We start from the raw sequence: 23329 nt of genomic DNA on the forward strand, positions 1-23329 counted from the left end.
ATGGAAACCGCCAGCCCATTCCCCGGAGGAAAACATGGTCAGGCAAAAGTGTAGCGGTATTAGGCGCAGCTATTTAGCATCATTGCGACTTCGGTGCCGGGGGCAACGGCGGAAACGGTTAGTTCAGGTGGAACGATTGTCGAGGGCGCCTACGGTACGCTGGTGATCTATGCCGATGGTTCTTACACCTATCACGCGACCGGGGACGCTGATTCTGTCGGCCAAACGGAGGTCTTTACCTACACCATTACGGATGCGGATGGTGATACGGCTACCACGACGCTGACTATCAATATTGGTCTGGCTGATGATACGGATAGCGATGCGGATTCGGACAGCGACTCGGATTCGGACAGTGACTCGGATTCCGACAGCGATTCGGACTCTGACAGCGACTCCGATTCCGACAGCGATTCGGATTCCGACAGCGACTCTGACTCCGACAGCGACTCGGATTCTGACAGTGATTCCGACTCTGACAGCGATTCGGATTCGGACAGCGACTCGGATAGCGACAGCGATTCGGACTCGGACAGCGACTCGGATAGCGACAGCGATTCGGACTCGGACAGCGACTCGGATTCTGACAGCGATTCCGATTCGGACAGCGACTCGGATTCTGATAGTGACTCGGACTCCGACAGCGATTCGGATTCCGACAGCGATTCTGATTCGGATAGTGACTCGGACTCCGACAGCGATGCGGATTCGGACAGCGATTCTGACTCTGACAGCGACTCCGATTCTGACAGTGACTCGGATTCCGACAGTGACTCCGATTCTGACAGCGACTCTGACTCCGACAGCGACTCGGATAGCGACAGCGATTCTGATTCGGATAGTGACTCGGATTCCGACAGTGACTCCGATTCCGACAGCGATTCCGATTCGGATAGTGACTCGGACTCCGACAGCGATTCGGATTCAGACAGCGATTCGGATTCAGACAGCGACTCCGACTCCGATAGCGATATCGAGGCTGTACCGGATAGCAACAGCCCGGATGTGGTGACTCAGGACGGAAACCTGAATAACGTCAGCGGCACCAGCGGTCAACTGGTTGGCCTGACGCTACTCAGCACCGTCGATGTCTCGCTGCTGTCGGGCAATAATCTGCGCTTTAGCGTGGGTTCCGGAACCGTTGAGGATATGACGGTGTCGGTGAACGGCAACTCGCTGCTCACGGCGAGCGGATTGCTGACCACCATCGTCAACCTGCTGGGGGCTGGCAACACCCTGAGCGCCGATCTGTCGGTGGTGAATACGGTCACCGGCGAAGTCGTGGCGATTGCGGAAAACAGCGTCTCTATCTCGGCGAGCCTGCTTGGCGGGCTCACCTATAGCGGCACGGCGTCCTTTGCCAATCTGCCGGCGGGCGACTACACCATGATTATCTCCGCGCCGGAAAGTAACGGCGCCCTGGTATCGCTGATCAACGCGCTGGCGGAGGCTCAGGTAGCAAGCTTCGTCAACGTGGACGTGACGGACTCCGTTGGGTATAGCGTCGGCGCCATTGAAGGAAACGTGCTGGACAACACCGCCAGCGGCGATATGCAGGACAGCGGCCAGGGCATCACGGTCACCAGCGCGGTATCGGACTCCGTTGACGGATCGACCGCAGTGACCGTGACCAGCGCTGGCGTCAACGTCACGGGGGCCTATGGCGTACTGACCATTCACTCTGACGGCAGCTATAGCTACCAGTTGACCAAAGGCGGAGCCGCTGTCGGTCAATCGGATGTCTTTAGCTACACCATTACCGATGCAGCGGGGAATACATCGACCACTTCTCTGACGATCAATATTGGAGGAAATATCGAACCGGCGCAGGCCAATCCGGATGCGCAGGAGACGGACCTGACCGCGACGTTCGATAATCTTAATGGCGAAAGCGGTACCGTCGGACAACTGGTCGGCGTCTCGTTACTCGGTAACGTCAATGTAGGTTTGCTTAACGGCAATAGTTTTGACTTTGACGTCGCCGCCGGCGCGAACGAAAAAGTGCTGCTCACTGTCTCGGGGAGCACTGGCCTGAGCCTGGGCGCGGCCTTGAGCACGTTGCTGAGCCTGCTGGGCGGGGCATCGTCCTTTACGGCGGATCTCTCAATCGTCGATAAGGCGACCGGCGAAGTGGTGCAGGTTCTGACCAACGCCGTCAATATTAATGTTGACGGACTGGGTCTCAGCCTGGGCTACAGCGGCGGCGGCTGGTCCTCAATGTTACCTTCAGGATCGTACACGGCGGTGGTCTCTTCACCGAATACCGGCGGCCTGTTGGGCGCGTTGCTGGACCTGAACCTGGGCACCTTTATCAACGTGTCGGTCACCGACTCTGAGGGCTATCACACCGACAGCCTGACGGGGAACGTCCTGCAAAGCGATGGCGACGGCGACGTGGCGGACTCCGGGGTAAATATTAAGGTGACCAGCGTCACCGCCACCTCGGTTACCGACGCCGATCCGGTGGCGGTCACCAGCAGCGGAACGACGATAGCCGGTGCCTGGGGATCGCTGACCATTCACAGCGACGGTAGCTATACCTATCAGCCTTATGGCGGAGTGAATAGCGTCGGCCAATCGGAGGTCTTTACCTACACCATAACCGACAGTCTGGGCCACACGGCGAGCACGACGCTGACGTTCGATATCGACAGCCCGGCTTCGCTGGCGGTGAATGACGTGGTTGCGCTGAACGTGGCAACGGCGCTGGCAACGGTGAATGTTCCGGCGATTGACACCACGGGGCTGAACACAAGCGGTAAGTCGAGCGGGAGCGGAGTATCAGCGAGTAAGTTGATTAACTTTAGCGTGGGGGCCGATCGCGAAATGGATACCCTCTCGGTGAATGTGAACTACACCGCGAGTGGCTCAGTGGTCAATACCGTCAGGATTGACAGCACGGTCAGCATTTATCACGTACTCAGCGATGGCAGTAAGGTCCTGGTATGGCAAGGGACGCCGACAGAAAGCTTGACCACGATTATCGGCGCCACAGCTAGCGCTACGGATACGCTAACGCTAACGGGTGTGGCATTGAGCGAAGGAAATTACGAGATGGTCCTGGCTTCTAAAGCTACTGCCACTCTGGATAATTTCGTCACCACACCACCGAACTATACGGTAGGCGCAACGATCGCCGGTACGACGATCGATACCGCAACGCATTATACGGTGGCAGGAACCAACGTCAGCGGGAATATCCAGAACGGAAACAACTCGGGCGGTACGGAAGATTTCCATGGCGTGCTGTATGCCTCATACACCGTCGCCGGACATACTTCCTCTGGCAGTGCCGAATCCTGGACCTTCCACAGCAACGGCAGTATCACCACCAGCGATGGTAGTAGCGTAAGCGCAACCAGCGTCACAATTTACGGTGACTATGGCAACCTGACGATGGCGAATAATGGTTCTTATACCTACAGTCTGAATGCAGGTCTGGATGTGTCGACAATCACCCACAAGGAGGTCTTTGCCTACACGGTGAACGACAGCAATGGCGGCTCTTCCGCGGCGACGCTGACCATCGATCTGCATCCGCAGATTACCGGCAGCGTGAACGGCGACGATATTCACAGCACCGCTTATGACGATACCTTCACCCTGGGTATCGGGGCCGACACGGTGGTTTACAACCTGCTGGCTGATGACAATAGCGGCGGCAATGGCGGCGATACCTGGAAGGATTTCTCGGTTGCGCAAGGGGATCATATCGATGTATCGGCGCTGCTGGTTGACTGGGATGGTAACAGCAGCAGCCTGGGCAACTATGTGACCCTGAGCTACGTTGGCAATAACACGGTGGTATCCATCGACCGCGACGGCGGGGCCGGAGGCCATCAATCAACAACCTTAATTACGCTGGAAGGGGTGCATATCAATTCGCTCAACGAGCTGATTGATACGAATAACTCCAACTAACAGGCATTATAACGCTGACGGCGCAGGGACGCGCCGTCGAGGTTATTTAATAGGGGAGGAATGAATCGGTCAGTGAACCGGGAGATAGCCGACTATCATTTAATAAAAATAATGATGCGGAAATGATTATATCCGTTTTTTCAGTGCGTGTTTTCTGAAGGGTAAATTTGATGCGTCTATTTAAACAAAAAAGGAATGTCATAACCTGCGGCTATACAGCCCTCTTTATTTCTTTGAATCCGGCGTTTTTTGCTCATGCGGAAAATTCATATTTGATGCCGAATGATATTAGCAGCCAGCGCTTAACCGATAGCCAACAGGTGGCGGGGTATAACGAAGAGATTATTAATAGCCAAAGCCGAATATCCGGCCCGCTGGATATTAAAAAAGCGGTAAAAAATGCGGTGAACTGGCATCCATCTATAACCCAGGAGGTGAGTAAACTCCAGGAGATGGCGCAGAAAGTCGACGTGGCGAAAGCCAAATATTACCCGCAAGTTAATGCGGGTATGAATAATGGTTATAGTAATACCTATTCTGATGCCGGATATACGCCATCGTTGGTCGTCTCGGTATCGCAAATGCTTTACGACTTCGGCAAAGTGTCCAGCTCGGTCAGAGCCGCCGACTCCGGCGTTGCCCAGCAGCAGGCCACCGTCATGCTGAGCATCGATCAGGTCGCTCATGACACCGCGGCGGCGGTAGTCCAGGTTCAGGGCTATCAAAAGCTGGTGGACATCGCCAAAGCGCAGGTCGAGTCGCTCAAACAGATTGGCGATCTTATTCGCCAGCGCAACGATGCGGGGGCGTCGTCTTTATCGGACGTCGTGCAGACCGACACCCGCGTGGAAGGCGCGCAATCCACGCTCCTGCAATATCAGGCGGCCCTTGAGCGCTGGAAAGCCACGCTCGCGACCTACATTGGCATCGGCGGAATCGCCACGGTAACGGATGACGTCCCGCAGGGGATGGATGCCGCCTGCGCGGTAGCCAAAATCGATTACCGCTCAGTGCCTGCGGTATTAGCGGCGCTGGCCCAGGCCGGCCAGGCGCAGGCGCAGCTGGATAACGCCAACGCGCAAATGCTGCCGACGATTTCCCTTGAGCCGGAAGTTACCCACTACCTCAACGATAACTACGCCAACAGCGCGGTGCTCAATAAAACGCAATATTCCGCTTGGGTGAAAGTGCAGATGCCTATCTATCAGGGCGGGGCGATGACCGCCTCCCGCGACGCCGCCCAGCAAAGCCTGGCGGCGGCGAATGCGGCGATCAAAACCGCGCAACTGGACGCCAGCCAGAAGCTCAACGCCTCGCGCGATGAAGCGGTTAATCTGACTCAGTCGCTGGGTATTCAGAAGCGCCAGCAGGAGTTGGGCGAACAAACCCGGGCGCTGTATCAGGATCAGTACCTTCAGCTCGGTTCGCGCCCGCTGCTGGATCTGCTCAACGTCGATCAGGAAATTTACCAGGCCAGATTTAGCCAGGTCCTGACGGAATCGCAACTGCGCTCTCTGGAGCTGGACTGCCTGTTCAGCACCGGCAAGATGCGCACGGTGTTCGCGCTGGAAAAACAAAATATCCAGGGCGTGGAGATCCGCCCATGACCCCACAAGATGAACGCGCCGGGATACCGCATCTGATCGACTGGTCCAATGCGATAGCCTTTATTGCCAACCACTATCGACAAAGCTTTTCGCCCGGAACGCTGCATGCCGCCGCCGAGTGGGCGACGCAGAAAACCCTGCCGGAGGCGCTTCGGCACCTGGCGCGCCACGCCGGGCTAAACTGCCAGATTTTATCCGCCGCCGATCAGAAAATGTCGGCCTGGCGGCTACCGCTGGTCATCCAGCTGCGCGACGGCCAAATCGCCGTGGTTGAAAGCGTTGACGTCAATAACGCCGTTGGGGTGCGGTTTGTGAAGGAGCTCGCGCTGCTCAGCTACTGCCCGCTGGAAACCCTGCTGCCGGAAATTGAAAAGACCATTGCTTTTCGCCCGGCGGCGCCGGAAAGGGATATTCGCACCGAGAGCTATCTGGCCCGCTTTCAGCCGGACTGGCTACGCAAAATTGTACTGAAAGATATTCGCCCCTATATGCACGTGATGCTGGCGTCTTTCGCCATCAACGTTCTCGCGCTGAGCGGAATTCTGTTTTCGATGCAGGTTTACGATCGGGTGATCCCGGCGCAGTCTTATCCCACGCTTTATGTTCTGTTCAGCGGCGTATTGCTGGCGGCGGTCTTTGCTTTTGTGCTGAAAATTATGCGCGGGCACGTCACGGATCTGCTCGGCAAACGCGGGGATATTCGCGTTTCTGACCGGGTCTTCGGCCACGCGCTGCGCCTGAAAAACAGCGCGGTGCCGCGCTCGACGGGGAGCTTTATTTCGCAAATCCGCGAGCTGGAGCAGGTGCGAGAAATGATGACCTCGACGATGATGACCATCGTGGCGGATTTACCGTTCTTTCTCCTGTTTCAGGTGGTGCTGTTTATTGTCTCGCCGTGGCTAAGCTGGATTGCGCCGGTGGCGACGGTCCTGATGATCCTCCCCGGCCTGCTATTGCAGCGCAAGCTGGCGGCGCTGGCCAATAAAAACCAGCACGAAAATACCTTACGTAACGCCATCCTGGTGGAAAGCATCCAGGGATTGCAGGACATCAAAATGATGCAGGCGGAAAGCCGTTTCTTGCATCAGTGGAATAGCTATATCGCGATTACCGCCGAGTCGGGGGTCAAAACGCGCAGGCTCACCCACGGCCTGGTCAGCTGGGGAATGTCGGTGCAAAACCTGCTGTACGCCACGGTGGTAGTGGTCGGCGCGCCGCTGGTGATTAATGGCGACATCACCACCGGGGCGATGGTGGCGGCATCGATGCTATCGACCCGCATGGTGGCGCCGATGACCGCGCTGTGCGGGGTACTTGCCCGCTGGCAGCAGGTGAAAACGGCGAAGGCCAGCCTCGATACGCTGATGGCGCTTCCGGTCGAAGGGGGGCAGGACGAACCCCGGGTTCACCGCGCCGTGCTGCACGGCAACTACGAGTTCCGCCAGGCGGAATTCCGCTACGGCCTTAACGACGCCGCCATCCCGCTGCGGATTAATCAACTGTCGATAAAAGCCGGGGAGAGAATCGCTGTTCTTGGACGAATCGGCGCCGGTAAATCGACCTTGCTGCAGGCGATGATGGGCAACATCGAGCTGGTCTCCGGCGAGCTGCGGCTGGATGATTTAAGCCTGCCGCAGATCGACCTCGCCGATATTCGCCGCAACGCCACCTTGCTGACCCAGGAGGCGCGGCTGTTCCACGGCACCCTGCGCGAGAACCTGATCCTCGGGCGTCCGGCGGCGACGGATGATGAAATCTTCTCGGTGCTTACCCTGTGCGGCGCGCTGGAGTTCGTGCGCAAACTGCCTCTTGGTCTTGAACACGTCGTTATGGAAGGCGGGTTGGGGCTGTCAGGCGGCCAGCGGCAGTCGCTGCTGCTGGCCAGAACGCTGCTGCGCGATCCGAACATTATCCTGCTCGATGAGCCGACCTCGTTTTTCGACGAGCGAACGGAAAAAGCTTTTGTGGAACAGCTGGCGCAGTGGGCCGGTGAAAGAACGATGATTATCGCCACGCACAAAGCGGCGGTGCTCAATATCGTTGACCGGATCCTGGTTATCCAGGACGGGCAGCTGGCGCTGGATAAACCCAAAGCGACGGTCTTTGAACAAGAGAAAGCCCGCGGTCAGGTGGTGAATATATGAGTAAATTTCCCTTACTGGCCGACAACGACCCGGTGGCGCTGCTTCCGGAGAGCGAACAAGACGAAGCGCAGATCGTAAAATCGCGGCGGCTGATTCTCCTGCTGGCCGTGATGCTGCTGGTGGGCGGCGTCTGGGCATGGTTCGCGGTGCTGGACGAAGTCTCAACGGGCACCGGGAAAGTGATCCCCAGCTCCCGGGAGCAGGTAATACAAACCCTCGACGGCGGTATTTTAACCGAGCTGAACGTGCGGGAAGGTAGCAAGGTACAAGCCGGACAGGTCGTGGCCCGCCTCGACCCCACCCGCAGCGAATCTAACGTCGGCGAAAGCCAGGCGAAATATCGCGCCTCGCTGGCGGCGAGCATTCGTTTAACTGCCGAGGTCAACAATCAGCCGCTGGCGTTTCCCGACTCCCTGAAAGCCTGGCCCGCGCTGCTGGCGGAAGAGACTCGCCTCTACCATAGCCGCAAGGAGCAGTTGAGCAAATCGACGCGCCAGCTGGACGAGTCGCTAAAACTGGTCAATAGCGAACTGGCCATCACCGAAAGGCTGGCGAAAACCGGGGCGGCGAGCAACGTTGAAGTGCTGCGTCTTCGCCAGCAGGTCGCGGATATCAGTTTTAAAAAGATCGATCTTAATACCCGCTATTTTGTTGACGCGCGTGAACAGCTGTCAAAAGCCAATGCCGACGTGGCCAGCCTGGCGGAAGTGATTAAAGGCCGCGCCGATTCGGTCACGCGCTTAACCGTTCGCTCGCCGGTGCAGGGGATCGTAAAAAATATCAAGGTCAACACCATTGGTGGGGTTATTGCGCCCAACGGTGAGCTGATGGAAATTGTTCCGGTAGATGGCCGGTTATTAATCGAAGCGCGGATTTCACCGCGCGATATCGCTTTTATTCATCCTGACCAGCAGGCGCTGGTGAAAATTACCGCCTATGATTATGCCATCTATGGCGCGCTTAACGGCGTGGTGGAAACCATATCGCCGGATACAACCCAGGACGAAGCTAAACCCGATATTTACTACTACCGGGTGTTTATTCGAACTGACTACGATTACCTGGAAAATAAAAGCGGCAAGCGCTTTTTAATCGGCCCGGGAATGATTGCCACCGTTGATATTAAGACCGGGGAAAAAACGGTCATGGATTATCTGGTCAAACCGTTTAATCGGGCAAAAGAAGCATTAAGAGAACGTTAATTCGATGGCTGACCTGTGCCGGGCTGATATATCGGCGCAGCGTCTTCCCCGGCTTGCGCTACGCTTAGCCGGGCTACGGATTCACAGCCGTCTGCGAGCCGGTAGCCCGGACAAGGCGCGTTAAGCGCCGCCTCCGGGGAGTGTGCCGGGCAAAGACATAAGCGCAATTTCCAAAACGGGTTGAAATAATAATTTTTAAACATGCAACGCATTCTTGAATATACGGAGAGGGAAAGATGGCGCTAAGTGACTTACTGCAACAAGCCTGCTTTCAGGCGAAAAAATTAAAATCCACCGAATTGCCCTCTGACTATCCGGCATGGGTCATCTTCTTCAGCGTCAGCGATGGTAAGTCACGCGCGCATACTCATATCTCCAGCGGAACCAGCTTTGACCTCGCGTGGCTGGCGGGGGCCAGAGCGCTGCAGGAGTGGCGTAAAAAACAGGACAGCGAACCGCAGTGGCTGCGGATTGACATCGTGGACAGCGTGGAAAAGCTCAGCTGGCAATCCCTCAACGAAAAATTCATGGTCACCAAGCGTAACTATTTTCGCTTTGGCCTCGCGTTTGATCCGCAGTTTAGCTGCGCGATGCTTGAGCAAGAAATTACCGGTAACGCGCTGCTCTATGACGGGGATAACGGCGTCGTGGCGCCGAATAGCGTCAATCTGGAAAACTACGCCCAGCGGCGGTTTAAGCAGACGCTGAGCTGGCCGCAAGATCCGCAGCAGCCGCTCTGGCGCTTTAAAACTCAGGGCGTCTTCTGCGATCGTTTTGGGGCAAAAGTGATTGAACACACCGGACGGGGTTCCGGCTATCGCGTCATCGGGGAAGAGTGGCAGGACGAGTGCCTGGCCGAGGTGATTAAAAAAGGCACCGATTATCTGGCCCGCCAGGTAAAACAAGACGGCCTCTACCATTACGGCTGGTTTCCCTGTTTCGATCGCCCGGTCCGCTCCTATAACGCGCTGCGCCATGCCAGCTCGACCTATTCGCTGATCGAGGGCTGGGAGGCGACGCGTCAGCCGTCGGTTCGTCAGGCGATAGACCGGGCGATTGCGTACCTGGTTAACACGCTGATTGAAGTGCGGACGCTGGACGATGGCCGCGAGGCGGCGTTTCTCTGCGATGTGGGCGATGAGATCAAGCTCGGCGGCAACGCCGTCAGCATCCTGGCGCTGGTGAAATACACCGAAACGACCGGAGACCGGCAATATCTACCGCTGATGGCGCAGCTGGCGACCGGCATTGCTTTTATGCAGGATCCGCTCAGCGGCCAGTTTGTTCATGTATTAAATAGCCGCGATCTGTCGCTGAAAGCCAAATTCCGCATCATTTATTACGATGGCGAAGCGGCTTTTGCCCTGATGCGCCTGTACGGCCTGACCAACGCGCCGCAGTGGCTGGAGATGGTGGAGAAAGCCTTCGCCTATTTCATTAAAAATAAACACTGGCAGCATCATGACCACTGGTTGAGCTACTGCGTGAATGAATTGACCCGCTTCCGTCCGCAAGAGAAGTACTTTCGCTTTGGCCTGAATAACGTGCGCGATCATCTTGATTTCGTGCTGCATCGCGTCACCACCTATCCCACGCTGCTGGAATTAATGATGGCGGCGTCTGAAATGGTGACCCGGCTGGACGCCTCGCCCGAGCATCGTCATCTGCTGGCGGATTTTGACCAGCAGAAGTTCTGGCAGGCGCTGGAGGCCCGCGCCCGCTATCTGCTGAACGGCTTTTTCTGGCCCGAGCTGGCGATGTTCTTTAAAAATCCCGCGCGGATCGTTAACAGCTTCTTTATCCGCCACCACAGCTACCGCGTGCGTATCGATGATGTTGAGCACTATCTTTCCGGCTTTATCGCCTACCAGAAATACCATTTAGCGGCAAAAAAGCCGCCGCTCCAACAGGACGACGCGCAGCCGGCGAATAGCGCGACCCCCGTGTTTTTGCTGGAGACGCTGCGTGACGTCGGCAACGGTATTGAGGTGGCGGCCATGCGCCGGGCGAAACTGTTCACCGAACATCTGCGCACCGTACCCTGGCTGATTACCGCGACGTGGAATCCCGAACTCTCCACGGCGGTTAAGGCGCTGAAAGCTCGCGGCGCGTTGCCCGAAGAGGTGCCGGTTTATAACCTTTATGCCTGGCTAAGCGATTGTCTTGAGCTGAATGCGATCTCAGCGCTGGCGCCGCTGGTGGGCAATATTGAGCTCAGACATGCCGTGAATCCCACTGCGGATCTACCGGTGGGTAAACACAACTTACTGCTGCGTCCGCAGGGGAGAATCATCGAAGACTATATTGATCGCGCCGGCAATATTCTGCTGCGCAAAAGCTTTGACGAAAAAAAGGGCAACGTGCAGCTAAGCCATCTTGAAATCGCTCTGCCGGGAGGGGACGTTAAACGCTTTGCTCAGGAAGAGGCGTTTTATGCGTGGATGCTGGAAACCCGGTTGGCGGAAAAAGGGCGCTGGCACTTTATCGTCGATAAAAATAAAACGTGGAAAAGCTTCGTTTGCTCACGGCCCGCCCAGCGTATGGCCTGCACGCTGAGCGCGATTATCCACTCCCATCATCAGTTGTCTAACGGGGCGCTGAAAAGCTCATATCGGCATATCCTGGAACAGCCGGAACTCGTAGACCAGCTGATTGTCCTGACCGATGAACAGTGGCAGGACCTGCAGCAGGAGGGATTTCCGGCCGCCCGGATGGCGGTGATCCCCAACCATCTCGATAACGGCGCTATACCGGCGAACCCGCAGAAGACGCCTTCGCAAACGGTCATTTACCTGGCGCGCTACTCGGAAGAGAAGCAGCACGCTTTACTGCTGAGCGCGTTTCGTCAGGTGGTGAAGGCGATCCCCGACGCGCAGCTGCACACTTACGGGGTAGGGCCGCTGCGGCGCAGCTTAAGCGCGCAGGTGGCGGAGTGGGGGCTGGAGCAGGCTATCCATATCAACGGCTTCACCTCCGACATCGCGCAGGCGCATAAAACGGCCTGCTGCACGGTGCTTTGTTCGACTCAGGAGGGGCAGTCCATTTCCGCCGTCGAGGCGATGGCATACGGTACGCCGCTGATTAGCTTTGCCATTAAATATGGCCCGCGCGACATCCTGCAGGACCGGCAGGCGGGGATTCTGGTGCCCTGCGGCGATGAGGGCGCGCTGGCGGCGGCGATGATCAAGGTCATCTCCGACAAGACGCTACAGCAAAGTATGCAGCAGGCCGCGCTGCGCAACGCGCAACGCTACTACGCCAGCGCGATCGCCGGACGATGGGCGGCATGGCGGCAGGCAAGCGAACGTCAGCTGGATACCGGGACGGAGCTGGAGAGCGGGCCGGAAAAAAAGCGTCATCAGGCGGCTAACGTTGGATAACCGTCAGCGCCTTTTCCCTTTGCCTGGCCCCCTGGCGCGGCGATGAGGGGAGTCATCGCGCTACTGCTGGCGTCCTGCTGCAGTTCGCCGCTGCTGGCGCGCGATGTCGTGCAGGTTTCGCGCTGCGTTCCCGGCTCCCTGCTTCATGAGCATCGTCTGGAAAAAACGCACGTGGTCGATGACTTTCATATTTACTACAGCCTGCAGGGCAAAGATGCCCTGCGATATCCGCAGGACAGTACCGGCGATGGCGTGCCGGACGTTATAAAAGATATTGGTCGTCAGCTACAGGCGGCGCAATATCTCTACACGTCGCGGCTGGGCCTGCGCTCGCCTCTGCGGCAGAAGATTTATGCCCAGGCCCGACAGATTAACCTCTATCTGCTGGCGCTTCCTAAAGGTCATGGCCTTGCCTTCGATCGCGTGGCGGCGGAAACGATGAGCGACGGAACGGCGCTGCCCTGCGGCTTAAAAATCGTGCTTAACGCCGGGCTGCAGCCCGCGCGCAACGTTACGCCAGCCCATGAATTGTTCCATTTATACCAGTACGGTTACGCGGTTTTTAAACAGAGATGGTACCTGGAGGGAATGGCGCGTTGGATGGAAAATGCCTTCAGAGCCCCGGAGAAAAGAGTTTCGCCGCTGGCTGAGCCTTCCGGGTGTGAAAGTAATTTCTCGCGCGGCTATGGGGCGGCGAACTTCTGGGCCAGCTATGCGCAGCAGTATTTTGCGCCAACAATACTGCCTGAAAAAGCGCTAACGTACCGTTACGCTGACGGGAGTCCGGTGTTTAAAACTCTGGTTTTGCCCGGCGGTACGATGCTGGCGCCTTTTTTTCAGCAGCTTGCGCTTACCAGCGAGGGGATTTCCCGCGCAATGAAGCGGGCAAACGACCGCTGGAGTGAACAACAGCAGCGTGACGGACAATTCAATAGTCTGATTTGCCAGGCGCTGGCAAATGCCGCGCAGAGATAAAGGGCAATAAAAAACCCGCAACGCGGGTTTTTGAGATCAGTTACGCAATCTGGGTGCCTGCAGCTGCTGGCGAATGGTTCGCGCCAGTTCGTCCAGCGACGGTTGCTCCGGATGCTCATCGCTGGCTTCGCTGCTCAGCTGCGCTTCTGCAAGATAAGTGTGAATCGGCTGACCATCATCGTCCTCCATCACCACGTGGTACCAGGGCGCAAGACGCAGTTCGTCGTTAGCGGCGATTTCGTCCTCCTCCGGCTCCGTGAGCGAGTACTCTGGATCGACATCGACGATCACGCCCAGGTAGCCCAGAAGCGTGTGGCGAACTTGTTGGCCGATACCGAATTTGCTGGCTATCATAAGCACCTCCCGGGAGACATGATTACCTGCTATATGCGGGCCGATTCTCCATTTTTCAAGTTACATGATGCGGCAAGCAAACCCTTTCAGATACAGCCCCTCCGGGTAGGTTGCTATCACCGGATGATCGGCAGCCTGGCGGAACTGTTCTATAAATTGTACATCACGTCCGGCATCCAGGGCGGCATCGGCAACGATTTTCTGAAATAAATCGGTGGTCATCAGGCCGGAACAGGAGAAGGTCAGCAGGATACCGCCGGGATTCAATAGCTGAATCGCCAGCATGTTGATGTCCTTATAGCCGCGGCAGGCGCCCATCAGCTGGCTTTTATTTTCCACAAACTTCGGCGGATCCATCACGATAACATCGAACTTTTCCCCGGCGTCACGATATTTACGCAGCAGCTTGAAGACGTCGTCGCGGATGAACTCCGCTTTTGACAGGTCCAGCTTGTTCAGCTCAACGTTCTGTCTGGCGACGTCCAGCGCCTCCTGGGAGGTATCAACGCTGACAACCTGGCGGCAGCCGCCCATCAGCGCGGAGATGGCAAAACCGCCGGTATAGGAGAAGCAGTTCAGCACGCGCTTATCGGCGACGTAGCGACGCGTCGCCAGACGGCTGTCGCGCTGGTCAAGGTAATAGCCGGTTTTATGGCCGCCCTGAATGTCTACCAGCAGCTGCATACCGTGCTCGGTAATCGGCAGCAGGGCAGGCGGCAGCTCGCCGACAACCGGACCCTGCGCCAGCTCCAGCCCCTCTTTTTTACGTACCGCGACGTCGCTACGATCGTAGATAGCGCAGTTCGGGAACAGCGTTTGCAGCGCGCTGACAATCGCCGCGCGCTGGTATTCGGCACCGGCGCTCAGCAACTGCAGAACAAAAAAGTCGCCAAAACGGTCGATGGTCACGCCCGGCAGGCCGTCGGATTCACCGGCTATCAGGCGATAGCTATCAAGCCCGTCGCGGGCTGCCAGCCACTCGCGCCAGGTTTGCGCCTGCTGAAGACGACGCTCGAAAAAGGCGTTATCAATGGCTTCATCGCGATCGAAGCTCCAGACGCGGGCGCGGATCTGCGAAGACGGTGAATAGGCGCCGCGGGCCAGCCATTTTCCCTGCGAATCAACGATATCGATGGTCTCACCTGAACGGGCTTTACCTTCCATTCGGGCGACGGCGCCGGAGAAAATCCACGGATGGCGACGCAGCAGGGATTTCTCGCGTCCTTTGGTTAACACTAAGCGGGGGAAAATGGAGTCTGTCATGGGCTACCTTTAAGCAACGGGAATGTCGGCACCGAAAAAATGGCGCGTAGGTTAGCACAAGTGGCTGCGGCAAGCACCATTCCACCGGTATCGACAGGTGAGCGTTTCGGCACAAAACGCAGGCGCTTTGGCACAATAAAAATCACGCCGCGATCTTACAGTATTTCCTCACCTGACGGAGGAAAATACGATGAAAACAGGATTGAAAGTCGCTGCCGCGATAATGGTCATGATAAGTGGAACGGCGATTGCCGCGCCGTTTAGCGTCAGCAGCGCGGATATGCGCGAAGGAGACGCTCTGGCGCAGAGGCATTGGTTTGGCGGCTTTGGCTGCACCGGCGGCAATATCTCACCGCAGATCGCCTGGCAAAATGCCCCGGCGGGTACCCGCAGTTTCGCGGTGACCGCTTACGATCCTGATGCGCCAACCGGGAGCGGCTGGTGGCACTGGACGGTGGTGAATATTGCCCAACAGGCGACAAGCTTAGCCGCTGGCGCCGGAGACAAAAATAACGCTAAACTGCCCGCCGGGGCGGTACAGGGGCGCAATGACTTTGGCTATGCCGGCTTTGGCGGCGCGTGTCCGCCCGCCGGCGATAAACCGCATCGCTACCGCTTTACGGTATGGGCGCTGGATATCCCGACGCTGCCCATTGACGGCGAGTCCAGCGGGGCGTTAGTCGGATTTATGTTACATAGCCACGCCATCGCCAGCGCGCAGATAACGGCGATGGCCGGAAGATAAAATAAGGGCAGCCTGATGCGGAACATTAATTTTCACCATAACGCGTTAACGGCGGCGGAAATTACCACCCGACGATTATGCAAACTGCACCGCGTCACGCTGTTCGCGCCTGCGATCTGCCGGGTAAACCGCGGCAGCAAAGTGATTGTGCAGGGCGCCAGCGAGATGCTGGCAACGCCGCAGCAGCTGATCATTTTGCCCGCCGAGGTTGAGCTCGAGGTGATTAATCAGCCGGAAAACGGGCTGTTTTGCTCCGATCTGCTCTCATTAACCCCGGAGCTGCTGGCGGATTTTAAGAATCGCTATATGAGCGAACCACAGGCTGGCCGTCTGACGTCGCTTTGCGCGCCGCTGGGGGCGGAACTGTCGTTTATGTGGCAAAGCGTCCTGCAGGCGGTACGGGAGGGGCTCAGCGGCGAACTGCAGCATCATCAGGCGATGGGGCTGCTGCTGGCGCTGTATCAGGCCGGATACGCCGGGCCGCTGCTCAACGAACGGCGCGAGGAGCTAACCGGCCAGGTCAGGCAAATTATTATGCTGTCGCCTGGCGATGCGTGGAGCGTAGCGAAAGTGGCTAAAATGCTGTTTCTGGGAGAGTCGACGCTGCGCCGCCGTTTGCAGCAGGAGTCCCGCAGTTTCCGCCAGATCGTGGAAGAGGTCCGTATGGCCTACGCGCTGGGACAATTACAGTCGACGTCGCGGCCCATTGGCGAAATTGCGCAAAACAGCGGCTACCAGTGCGGATCGCGCTTTACCGCCCGTTTTCGCCAGCACTACGGCGTACTGCCAAAGCATGTACGCTGAAAGAATTTGCTATCCTCTGTAGTGAGTCATTGTCCGGAAAGGAGAGAGAATATGGCAACGGTTTGCACGATGGCGTGGGTCTACGGTTCCGTTCAGGGCGTCGGGTTTCGCTATTCGACCCAGCGCGAGGCGCTGCAGCTTGGATTAACCGGATACGCGCGCAACCTCGACGACGGCGGCGTGGAAGTGCTGGCCTGTGGAGAGGCTGAACAGGTGGAGAAGCTCATCGCCTGGCTGAAAGCCGGCGGGCCGCGCAGCGCGCGAGTTGACAGGGTTCTGACCGAGCCCCATCAGCCCACCAGAGAGTGGCAGAAATTCGCCATTTTGTATTAGATGCACTTTACCGGCTTGGGCAGACCGGCGATTTTCGTCGCCTGCTTAGCCGGGCCTTTCGGAAACAGGCGGTAGAGATAGCGGCTGTTGCCTTTCTCTTCGCCGAACTTGTTCGCCATCGCCTTTACCAGCATACGAATCGCCGGTGAGGTGTTGAATTCCAGATAAAAGTCGCGCACAAAGCGCACCACTTCCCAGTGCTCAACGGAAAGGCTGATGCCCTCCTGCTCGGCGATAACGGCCGCCATCGCTTCGTTCCACTGGGTTGTGTCCTTCAGATAGCCTTCGCTATCGGTTTCTATTTCATTACCGTTAAAGATAAACATGATTCTTCACATACCGCTGAAAATGGCGGCAGTGTAGCAAAAAATAAGGCCCCGCATAAGCGGGGCCTCAGAACGACCGGGGGAGAGAATTAGTCTCTGCTGGCGAACCCAAGGATGCTCAGCAGGCTGACGAAGATGTTGTACAGCGAGACGTACAGGCTAACGGTCGCGCGGATGTAGTTGGTTTCACCGCCGCGGATGATATTGCTGGTCTCAAACAGAATCGCGCCTGAAGAGATCAGGATAAACACCGCGCTGATAGCCAGATGCAGGGCCGGCAGCTGCAGGAAAATGTTGGCGACCATACCGATTAGCACGACCACCACGCCCGCCATCAGCATGCCGCCGAGGAAGGACATATCTTTACGGGTGGTCAGCACGTAGGCCGAGCAGCAGAAGAACACCAGCGCGGTACCGCCCAGCGCCAGGCCGATTAAGTCTCCCATGCCCGCAGACAGGTAGGCGTTAAGCATTGGCCCCAGGATGTAGCCCAGAAAACCGGTAAAGGCGAACGCGGAAATGATACCCGTTGGCTTATTCGCCGTTTTATAGGTCAGGAACATCAGGCCGTACATACCGACCAGCGTCAGAATCAGACCCGGAGAAGGCAGCATCAACACGGTGCTGGCCGTCGCCGTAATGGCCGAAAATGCCAGCGTCAGGCTAAGCAGGAAATAGGTGTTCCGCAGAACTTTGTGCGTGCTAAGCAGCGATGAACGATCACGCGACGATGTAATGATACGATCCATGAGTCACTCTCTTATGACAGATGTAATTAATAACGAAGCATAAAAAAATCAAGGCCGAAGCCATAGTGCTTTTACCCATCTTTACTCAAGGCATGCGGGCTGAATGCAGCATTTTATTCCAGAAAAATGAAAATGCGCGGTATGTTTATTTGTTCGCCTTCTGAAGCCAGATCGAAATCTGATAACTCACTGAAAAATATTGCGTTAATGCCATTCTGCGACTAACTCTGGAGAGGGTACAAACGAAGCGTAACAAAGGCAAGGGATATGAAATCACAAAAATATAATCACATCACACGCGTACTACTGGCCGTCGGCCTTTTCTCCATGGCTATTCCGGCGCTGGCCGCTCAGGTGCCGCCGGGAACGGTGCTGGCGGAGAAGCAGGAGCTGGTCAGAAATAACGGCAGCGAGCCGTCGTCGTTGGATCCGCATAAAGTGGAAAGCGACGTTGAAAACAACATTATCAGCGATCTTTTCGAAGGGCTGGTCAGCGTTTCGCCAGCAGGAGAAATTCAGCCCAGGCTGGCGGAGAAGTGGGAGAATAAAGACAACACCGTCTGGACGTTCCATCTGCGCCCCGGAGTGACCTGGTCCGACGGTACGGCGATTACGGCGCAGGATATCGTCTGGAGCTGGCAGCGTCTGGTGTCGCCGCTTACGGCGTCCCCTTACGCGAGCTATCCCGGCAATATGCATATCGTCAACGGCGCGGAGATAGCGCAGGGTCAAAAAGCGCCAGAGACGCTGGGCGTCAAGGCGCTGGATGATACCACCCTTGAGGTGACCTTAACTCAGCCGAATGCGGCGTTTTTGGCGATGCTGGCGCACCCGTCTCTGGTTCCGCTCGATAAAGTGCTGATATCGCGCTACGGCGACAAGTGGACCAAACCGGAGCATATGGTGACCAGCGGGCCCTATAAGCTGTCGCAGTGGGTGGTGAATGAGCGCATTGTGGCCGAGCGCAATCCGCGCTACTGGGATAACGCGCATACGGTCATCAATAAGGTGACCTACCTGCCGATAAGTTCTGAAACCGCCGACGTCAACCGCTATAAGGCGGGGGAGATCGACATCGTCTATACGGTGCCGATTAATCAGTTTGCCCAGCTCAAAAAAACCATGGGCGATCAGCTGGATGTTTCGCCGCAGCTGGCCACCTACTATTACGAATTCAACACCACCCGGCCGCCGTTTAACGACCCCCGCGTGCGACGGGCGCTCAATATGGCCCTCGATAAAGACATTATCGCGGAGAAGGTGATGGGGCAGGGGCAGCGTCCGGCCTGGCTTATCAGCCAGCCTGACATCGGCGGGGTGAAGCTGCACAATCCCGAGTACGCCAGCTGGCCGCGCGATAAGCGTATCGCCGAGGCGAAAAAGCTGCTGAGCGAGGCTGGGTATAACGAGTCCCACCCGCTGGTCTTTAATTTGCTCTATAACACGTCGGAATCGCACCAGCGAATTGCCATCGCCGCCAGCTCAATGTGGAAAAAGAATCTTGGCGTGGAGGCGAAGCTGCAAAACCAGGAGTGGAAAACGATGCTCGACGCCATGCATACGCATAATTTTGACGCCGTGCGCTACGCGTGGATCGCTGACTATGACGATGCGGCGACGTTTCTCAACAACTTCCGCACCGGCGACAGTGAAAATACCAGCCAGTACAGCAACCCGGCCTATGATGAGGCGCTGCACAATGCGGCAAAAGCCGCTGATACGACGGCGCGGGGCAAGTTCTACCAGCAGGCGGAAGATCTGTTAGGGCAGGATGTCCCGGCCATTCCGGTCTATCACTATGTGCGCACCCATCTGGTCAAGCCATGGGTAGGCGGATTTACGCCGGATAAGCTGGGGTATTACTACAGCAAAGATATGTACATCAAAAAACATTAACCTGCAGAGGGCATTTTGCGCTGAAAATCTGCGCAAACTGCCTGAATTTCAGACGAATAATGCGTTTTTGTTTAATTTTAAGGCAGTTGAATAAATTGGTGCTTTACAGCCAGAACAGAGGTGTTTATAGTGCGCCTCATTGGAAGCGTGGCCGAGCGGTTGAAGGCACCGGTCTTGAAAACCGGCGACCCGAAAGGGTTCTAGAGTTCGAATCTCTACGCTTCCGCCAAATTCTAAATAAAATCAATAGCTTGAAGAATGGTTTTGATTTTATAGTGCATAAAGTAGTACAAAAAGCCCGTTTATACGGGCTTTTTTTACATCTAAAGTCCGTCCTTTGCTCAATAAATATCCTTTCAAATACTCATCGTTCAGGTGAGGGCTAATGCATTTCGAAGTGGGCTCTGTAAAGACGTCAGTGAATAATCCTCCCGGCGTTGAGTCATTTAACACGCTCCGAGCAGATAAACAGGGGAGTATATAAATATACATCACTGCCAATAGAGTGTTACGTTACCCATAATATAGACAAATATTGAGAAAAGGATAGGTTCCATGCAAATAATTTACCCAAGTGATTACTTTAATCTGAATAGAGTTGATGAAAATTATGAGGATGAATTCAACTGTGCAAGTGATAACGGAGTAAAATGTGTTTTGCTATCATCACAGCATTTATTAGATAGCAAAATTAAACTTTCAGGAAACCTTGAGGCGCATGCGCCAGTTATTTGGCGAGGCTGGATGCTTAAACAGAAAGAATATAAAACATTATACAATACTGTTAAAAGCCATAGTGCGGAAATGTTAGTTTCTCCTGATGATTACGCTTCTTGCCACTATATTACGGGCTGGTACGGAACATGTAGTGATTATACACCTGAAACTATTTTACTTACTGAGAATGATGATTTCGAAAAAATTACATCCCGATTAAAATGGCCTTCATATTTTGTTAAAGACTATGTTAAATCACTTACGACATCGCGTGGTTCGATAGCGAAAAATGCCGAGGAAATACAGGGGATTTTAGCCCATATTAAACAATATCGCGGAGAAATAGAGGGTGGTGTCGTGCTTAGAAAGGTTGAGGACCTAAAACCCGAAACAGAACGTAGATATTTTTCATTCTATGGAAATGTCTACTCTGCTGATGATGTTATCCCTGCTATTGTTCATGAAATAGCGAAGCATATAAGCTCCCCTTTTTTCTCAATAGATATGGTTGAGACAGCTTCATCCAATCTTCGTTTGATCGAAATCGGCGATGGGCAAGTTTCAGATATTAAAGAATGGGACGTCCAAAAATTCGTTAAGATGATTGTAAAGGCCAGCGTGTCTGGATGAGTATGTTTTAATATCAGCCTGGTTTTAAGTCTTCAGGATATGAGGCTCAAGGTATGAATAAAGTTAACAATATATATACTTGTTTTTTTAAATTGCTTGGTAAAAAAATTATCAAGTATGAAACGGCCGAGATTTATTTTGATGACTGGGAACCCTGGAATGATTTACCCATAAGAATCTACTTTGATGGTGGTGAGGTAATCTCTATTGCCTGGTCTAAATTTGATGAACTATGGTTAAGTAATGATCTAACACTTCCGTTTTCGATTGAGTATAATCAAGTTCGCTGGGTGACAAATAGTCCAAAAGAAATCAGTGGATGTCTAAATAATAGGATATCATCGGTAAAACTTGGTGTGGATTATTTGGTTATTGAAAATAATAAAATAGAAGTATTTACACATTTGTTGGTTTATACAACTAACGGAATTTTGGATGTGTTTAATAATCTGGATGAAAATGGTTATTCTTTGACCTCAGGTTTTGATGACAAAACAATGGATATTGTATAGAGTGCTTATGTCATAACTTGAATGTTGTTATTAAAGTTGCTGGATTTAATATGTTCATGCTTAAAAAGGAATGTTTGATTATACTGCGCAGTATTATGGTTTTTAATCCTTTAAAAGTATCAATGTAAGGCGTTATTATAAATAATGTACTATGACAAGGTCATGATCTTATATTTAAAGTAATTAATATCATTTCACTAGCAATGCCCCAGTTTCAAGTAAGAGGCATTGCTGTAAGTCGATACCTATGGTAAAGATACTTCGTTATTAGTGCCCATCAGTATGCTACTTTGTGATGATAAAAATTCCCCTTTATTTTCATCTCTTCCTTGTAATAATATTTTTGCATCATCTTTATTATAGTCACGAACGGCTTTAGCTGATAACTCACCGATAATAGTGTCAGATGCGCGTAGCCGATTAATAATAAGAACACACTTTGTGTCATTAAAGTCGGACATCATGTTTTGATCTCCTTCGCTATCGCCAGCAACTAATATTGGCCCGGTATTTTTGTAATGTTGTTGTATAAATTTTTTTATGGTTTCGGTTTTACCTTTACCTTGCGTCTGGGGATAGTATGGATCGAGGCTGTGAGTCAATCTACCTTCTTTATCATATAAGGGATGCATTGCATAGACATGAGACTCAGGAACAGAAAAACCATATTTTTCTGTAGTAACGATGCTTTTTATCACATCTAAAGCAGAAGCGGAAATGACATAAACATCAACTCCTGCCTGCTGTAGGTTTTTATATAATGTCTGCATTTCTGGGACCAGCCTAAATCCATTTTTCCATGTTACTGATACGATACCAGCTCGGCCAGCCATATCTGCTGGGCTTACCCATGTCACCTTTTCGATAGGCTGGTTATTTTGCCACTCAATAGTATCGTGCACTAAATCAGCTACTTCTTTTTTGGACATGCCAGAAAAAAGATACGTCACCCATGGATAAGATACCTCATGGTCGAATGACCCACCTATTGCATCATATAAATATCTCATTTTCACTATAAAATTCATATAATTAGAATCTTTCTTAATTTCATCAAGCGTTTTATTACCCGCAAATCCGCTGTAATTATTGTATAGCCATGTGTAGCTATCAATAATGTCTTGACCAATGAGGTTTATATTAACCGGTTGATGTTTTTTATTATTATAATCCGAGTTAAAGTCTGAAGGCGGTATATCTTTATAAATTATCTCTTTCAATGTCTCAGGTTTCATCGAAAATTTAAGGTTTTCTAGTTGATATATAAGAGTTGCCTCTTCGATATCCAGAAAAGCTGTTGTGTTGTCAAAATCAAAAACAGCATATAAAGAATGCGCTGGCTTCTGCTTTGCTTCTTGAATGAGTCTGTCAATTTTTCTTGAGTTGAACTCGTCCCAATTGCCGATAACTATTTGCTTTTGTTGGGGAATTGCAGTTTCTAAATTTTGTGACACTTGATTTGTGTTACTGGCACTGGCCGTTGTTCCATATACTCCAAAAAATACGGATAGTAGTGCATATATTATTGTCATTTTCATGATTAATTCCTTTTTTAGGGTGCATTACCATCTGTAGCAAAAAGTAAAAGCCAGCTATATCAAAAATTGGCACCCTGATCATGAATGTGATGGTTATCATATTTTATGAATATATGAAAATGGTGAGGGAGTAAGCCAGAATTATCTACAGAGAAATGTTTAGTATGACAAGGTAGCAGGTCAAAAACAGTTCGAACTATCTCCGAATGTTATTTTAATGTCACTTATCTATC

Annotated in this window: 16 protein-coding genes, 1 tRNA gene and 1 pseudogene; 13 read left to right on the forward strand and 5 right to left on the reverse strand. The window is 53.7% G+C overall.

Annotated elements, in window-relative coordinates; translation table 11 throughout:
• Window positions 1-75 precede the first annotated feature (75 nt).
• The 6 genes and pseudogenes from CMQ96_RS09825 to CMQ96_RS09850 form a co-directional block, all read left to right on the forward strand.
• Window positions 76-3921 (forward strand): annotated as a pseudogene (locus tag CMQ96_RS09825) (beta strand repeat-containing protein); the annotation flags it as partial.
• Window positions 3922-4091: 170 nt separating this feature from the next.
• Window positions 4092-5528 carry a TolC family outer membrane protein gene (locus CMQ96_RS09830; protein WP_098066702.1) on the forward strand — a complete coding sequence of 479 codons (1437 nt, stop codon included), beginning with the start codon at window positions 4092-4094 and terminating at the stop codon, window positions 5526-5528.
• Complete coding sequence (locus CMQ96_RS09835) at window positions 5525-7672, forward strand: type I secretion system permease/ATPase (protein WP_004871548.1); 2148 nt, start codon at window positions 5525-5527, stop codon at window positions 7670-7672. The genes CMQ96_RS09830 and CMQ96_RS09835 overlap by 4 nt, the downstream gene beginning before the upstream one ends.
• Window positions 7669-8874 (forward strand): HlyD family efflux transporter periplasmic adaptor subunit, encoded by a 1206-nt coding sequence (locus CMQ96_RS09840; protein ID WP_004131043.1) that lies wholly within the window; start codon window positions 7669-7671, stop codon window positions 8872-8874. Before CMQ96_RS09835 ends, CMQ96_RS09840 begins: the two co-directional genes overlap by 4 nt.
• A 236-nt stretch (window positions 8875-9110) precedes the next feature.
• A complete protein-coding gene (locus CMQ96_RS09845; RefSeq protein WP_024359671.1) occupies window positions 9111-12254 on the forward strand; it encodes a glycosyltransferase in 3144 nt (1047 codons plus the stop codon).
• 42 nt (window positions 12255-12296) lie between these two features.
• The gene (locus tag CMQ96_RS09850; protein ID WP_064342419.1) at window positions 12297-13229 is read left to right on the forward strand and encodes a hypothetical protein; all 933 of its coding nucleotides are present in this window, start codon (window positions 12297-12299) and stop codon (window positions 13227-13229) included.
• Between the two features lie 36 nt (window positions 13230-13265).
• Here the strand turns inward: CMQ96_RS09850 and hspQ are convergent, their stop codons facing one another.
• Window positions 13266-13583, reverse strand: coding sequence for a heat shock protein HspQ (gene hspQ, locus CMQ96_RS09855; protein ID WP_004871541.1), 318 nt, complete (start codon window positions 13581-13583; stop codon window positions 13266-13268).
• 60 nt (window positions 13584-13643) lie between these two features.
• On the reverse strand, window positions 13644-14846 hold the full coding sequence (gene rlmI, locus CMQ96_RS09860) for a 23S rRNA (cytosine(1962)-C(5))-methyltransferase RlmI (protein WP_004871539.1): 1203 nt from the start codon (window positions 14844-14846) through the stop codon (window positions 13644-13646).
• 190 nt (window positions 14847-15036) lie between these two features.
• On the opposite strand from rlmI, the gene CMQ96_RS09865 reads away from it, so the two are divergent.
• The 3 genes from CMQ96_RS09865 to yccX are packed head-to-tail and all read left to right on the forward strand — an operon-like array spanning window position 15037 to window position 16728.
• Complete coding sequence (locus CMQ96_RS09865; protein WP_004871536.1) at window positions 15037-15591, forward strand: YbhB/YbcL family Raf kinase inhibitor-like protein; 555 nt, start codon at window positions 15037-15039, stop codon at window positions 15589-15591.
• Window positions 15592-15606: 15 nt separating this feature from the next.
• Complete coding sequence (locus CMQ96_RS09870; RefSeq protein ID WP_098066704.1) at window positions 15607-16395, forward strand: AraC family transcriptional regulator; 789 nt, start codon at window positions 15607-15609, stop codon at window positions 16393-16395.
• A 51-nt stretch (window positions 16396-16446) separates the two neighbouring features.
• Entirely contained in the window at window positions 16447-16728 is a 282-nt protein-coding gene (gene yccX, locus CMQ96_RS09875) for an acylphosphatase (protein WP_004131057.1), read from the forward strand.
• Here the strand turns inward: yccX and tusE are convergent.
• Complete coding sequence (gene tusE / locus CMQ96_RS09880; RefSeq protein WP_049131195.1) at window positions 16725-17054, reverse strand: sulfurtransferase TusE; 330 nt, start codon at window positions 17052-17054, stop codon at window positions 16725-16727. The genes yccX and tusE overlap by 4 nt on opposite strands.
• A gap of 89 nt (window positions 17055-17143) precedes the next feature.
• A complete protein-coding gene (gene yccA, locus CMQ96_RS09885; protein WP_004100829.1) occupies window positions 17144-17803 on the reverse strand; it encodes an FtsH protease modulator YccA in 660 nt (219 codons plus the stop codon).
• Window positions 17804-18070: 267 nt separating this feature from the next.
• Here yccA and CMQ96_RS09890 point away from each other — a divergent pair, with 267 nt between their 5' ends.
• From CMQ96_RS09890 to CMQ96_RS09905, 4 genes are all read left to right on the forward strand, one after another.
• Window positions 18071-19699 carry an ABC transporter substrate-binding protein gene (locus tag CMQ96_RS09890; RefSeq protein ID WP_064342420.1) on the forward strand — a complete coding sequence of 543 codons (1629 nt, stop codon included), beginning with the start codon at window positions 18071-18073 and terminating at the stop codon, window positions 19697-19699.
• A 141-nt stretch (window positions 19700-19840) separates the two neighbouring features.
• Window positions 19841-19928 (forward strand) — tRNA-Ser (locus CMQ96_RS09895).
• A 326-nt stretch (window positions 19929-20254) separates the two neighbouring features.
• The gene (locus CMQ96_RS09900) at window positions 20255-21046 is read left to right on the forward strand and encodes an ATP-grasp domain-containing protein (RefSeq protein WP_024359668.1); all 792 of its coding nucleotides are present in this window, start codon (window positions 20255-20257) and stop codon (window positions 21044-21046) included.
• Window positions 21047-21099: 53 nt separating this feature from the next.
• The gene (locus tag CMQ96_RS09905; RefSeq protein ID WP_049086019.1) at window positions 21100-21558 is read left to right on the forward strand and encodes a hypothetical protein; all 459 of its coding nucleotides are present in this window, start codon (window positions 21100-21102) and stop codon (window positions 21556-21558) included.
• A 245-nt stretch (window positions 21559-21803) separates the two neighbouring features.
• Here CMQ96_RS09905 and CMQ96_RS09910 read toward each other — a convergent pair whose 3' ends face one another.
• Window positions 21804-23096 carry a haloacid dehalogenase-like hydrolase gene (locus CMQ96_RS09910; protein WP_098066706.1) on the reverse strand — a complete coding sequence of 431 codons (1293 nt, stop codon included), beginning with the start codon at window positions 23094-23096 and terminating at the stop codon, window positions 21804-21806.
• Window positions 23097-23329: the final 233 nt, after the last annotated feature.

The sequence above is a fragment of the Klebsiella sp. MBT K-1 genome (assembly GCF_002556465.1).
GTDB classification, from domain to species: Bacteria; Pseudomonadota; Gammaproteobacteria; order Enterobacterales; family Enterobacteriaceae; genus Klebsiella; species Klebsiella grimontii.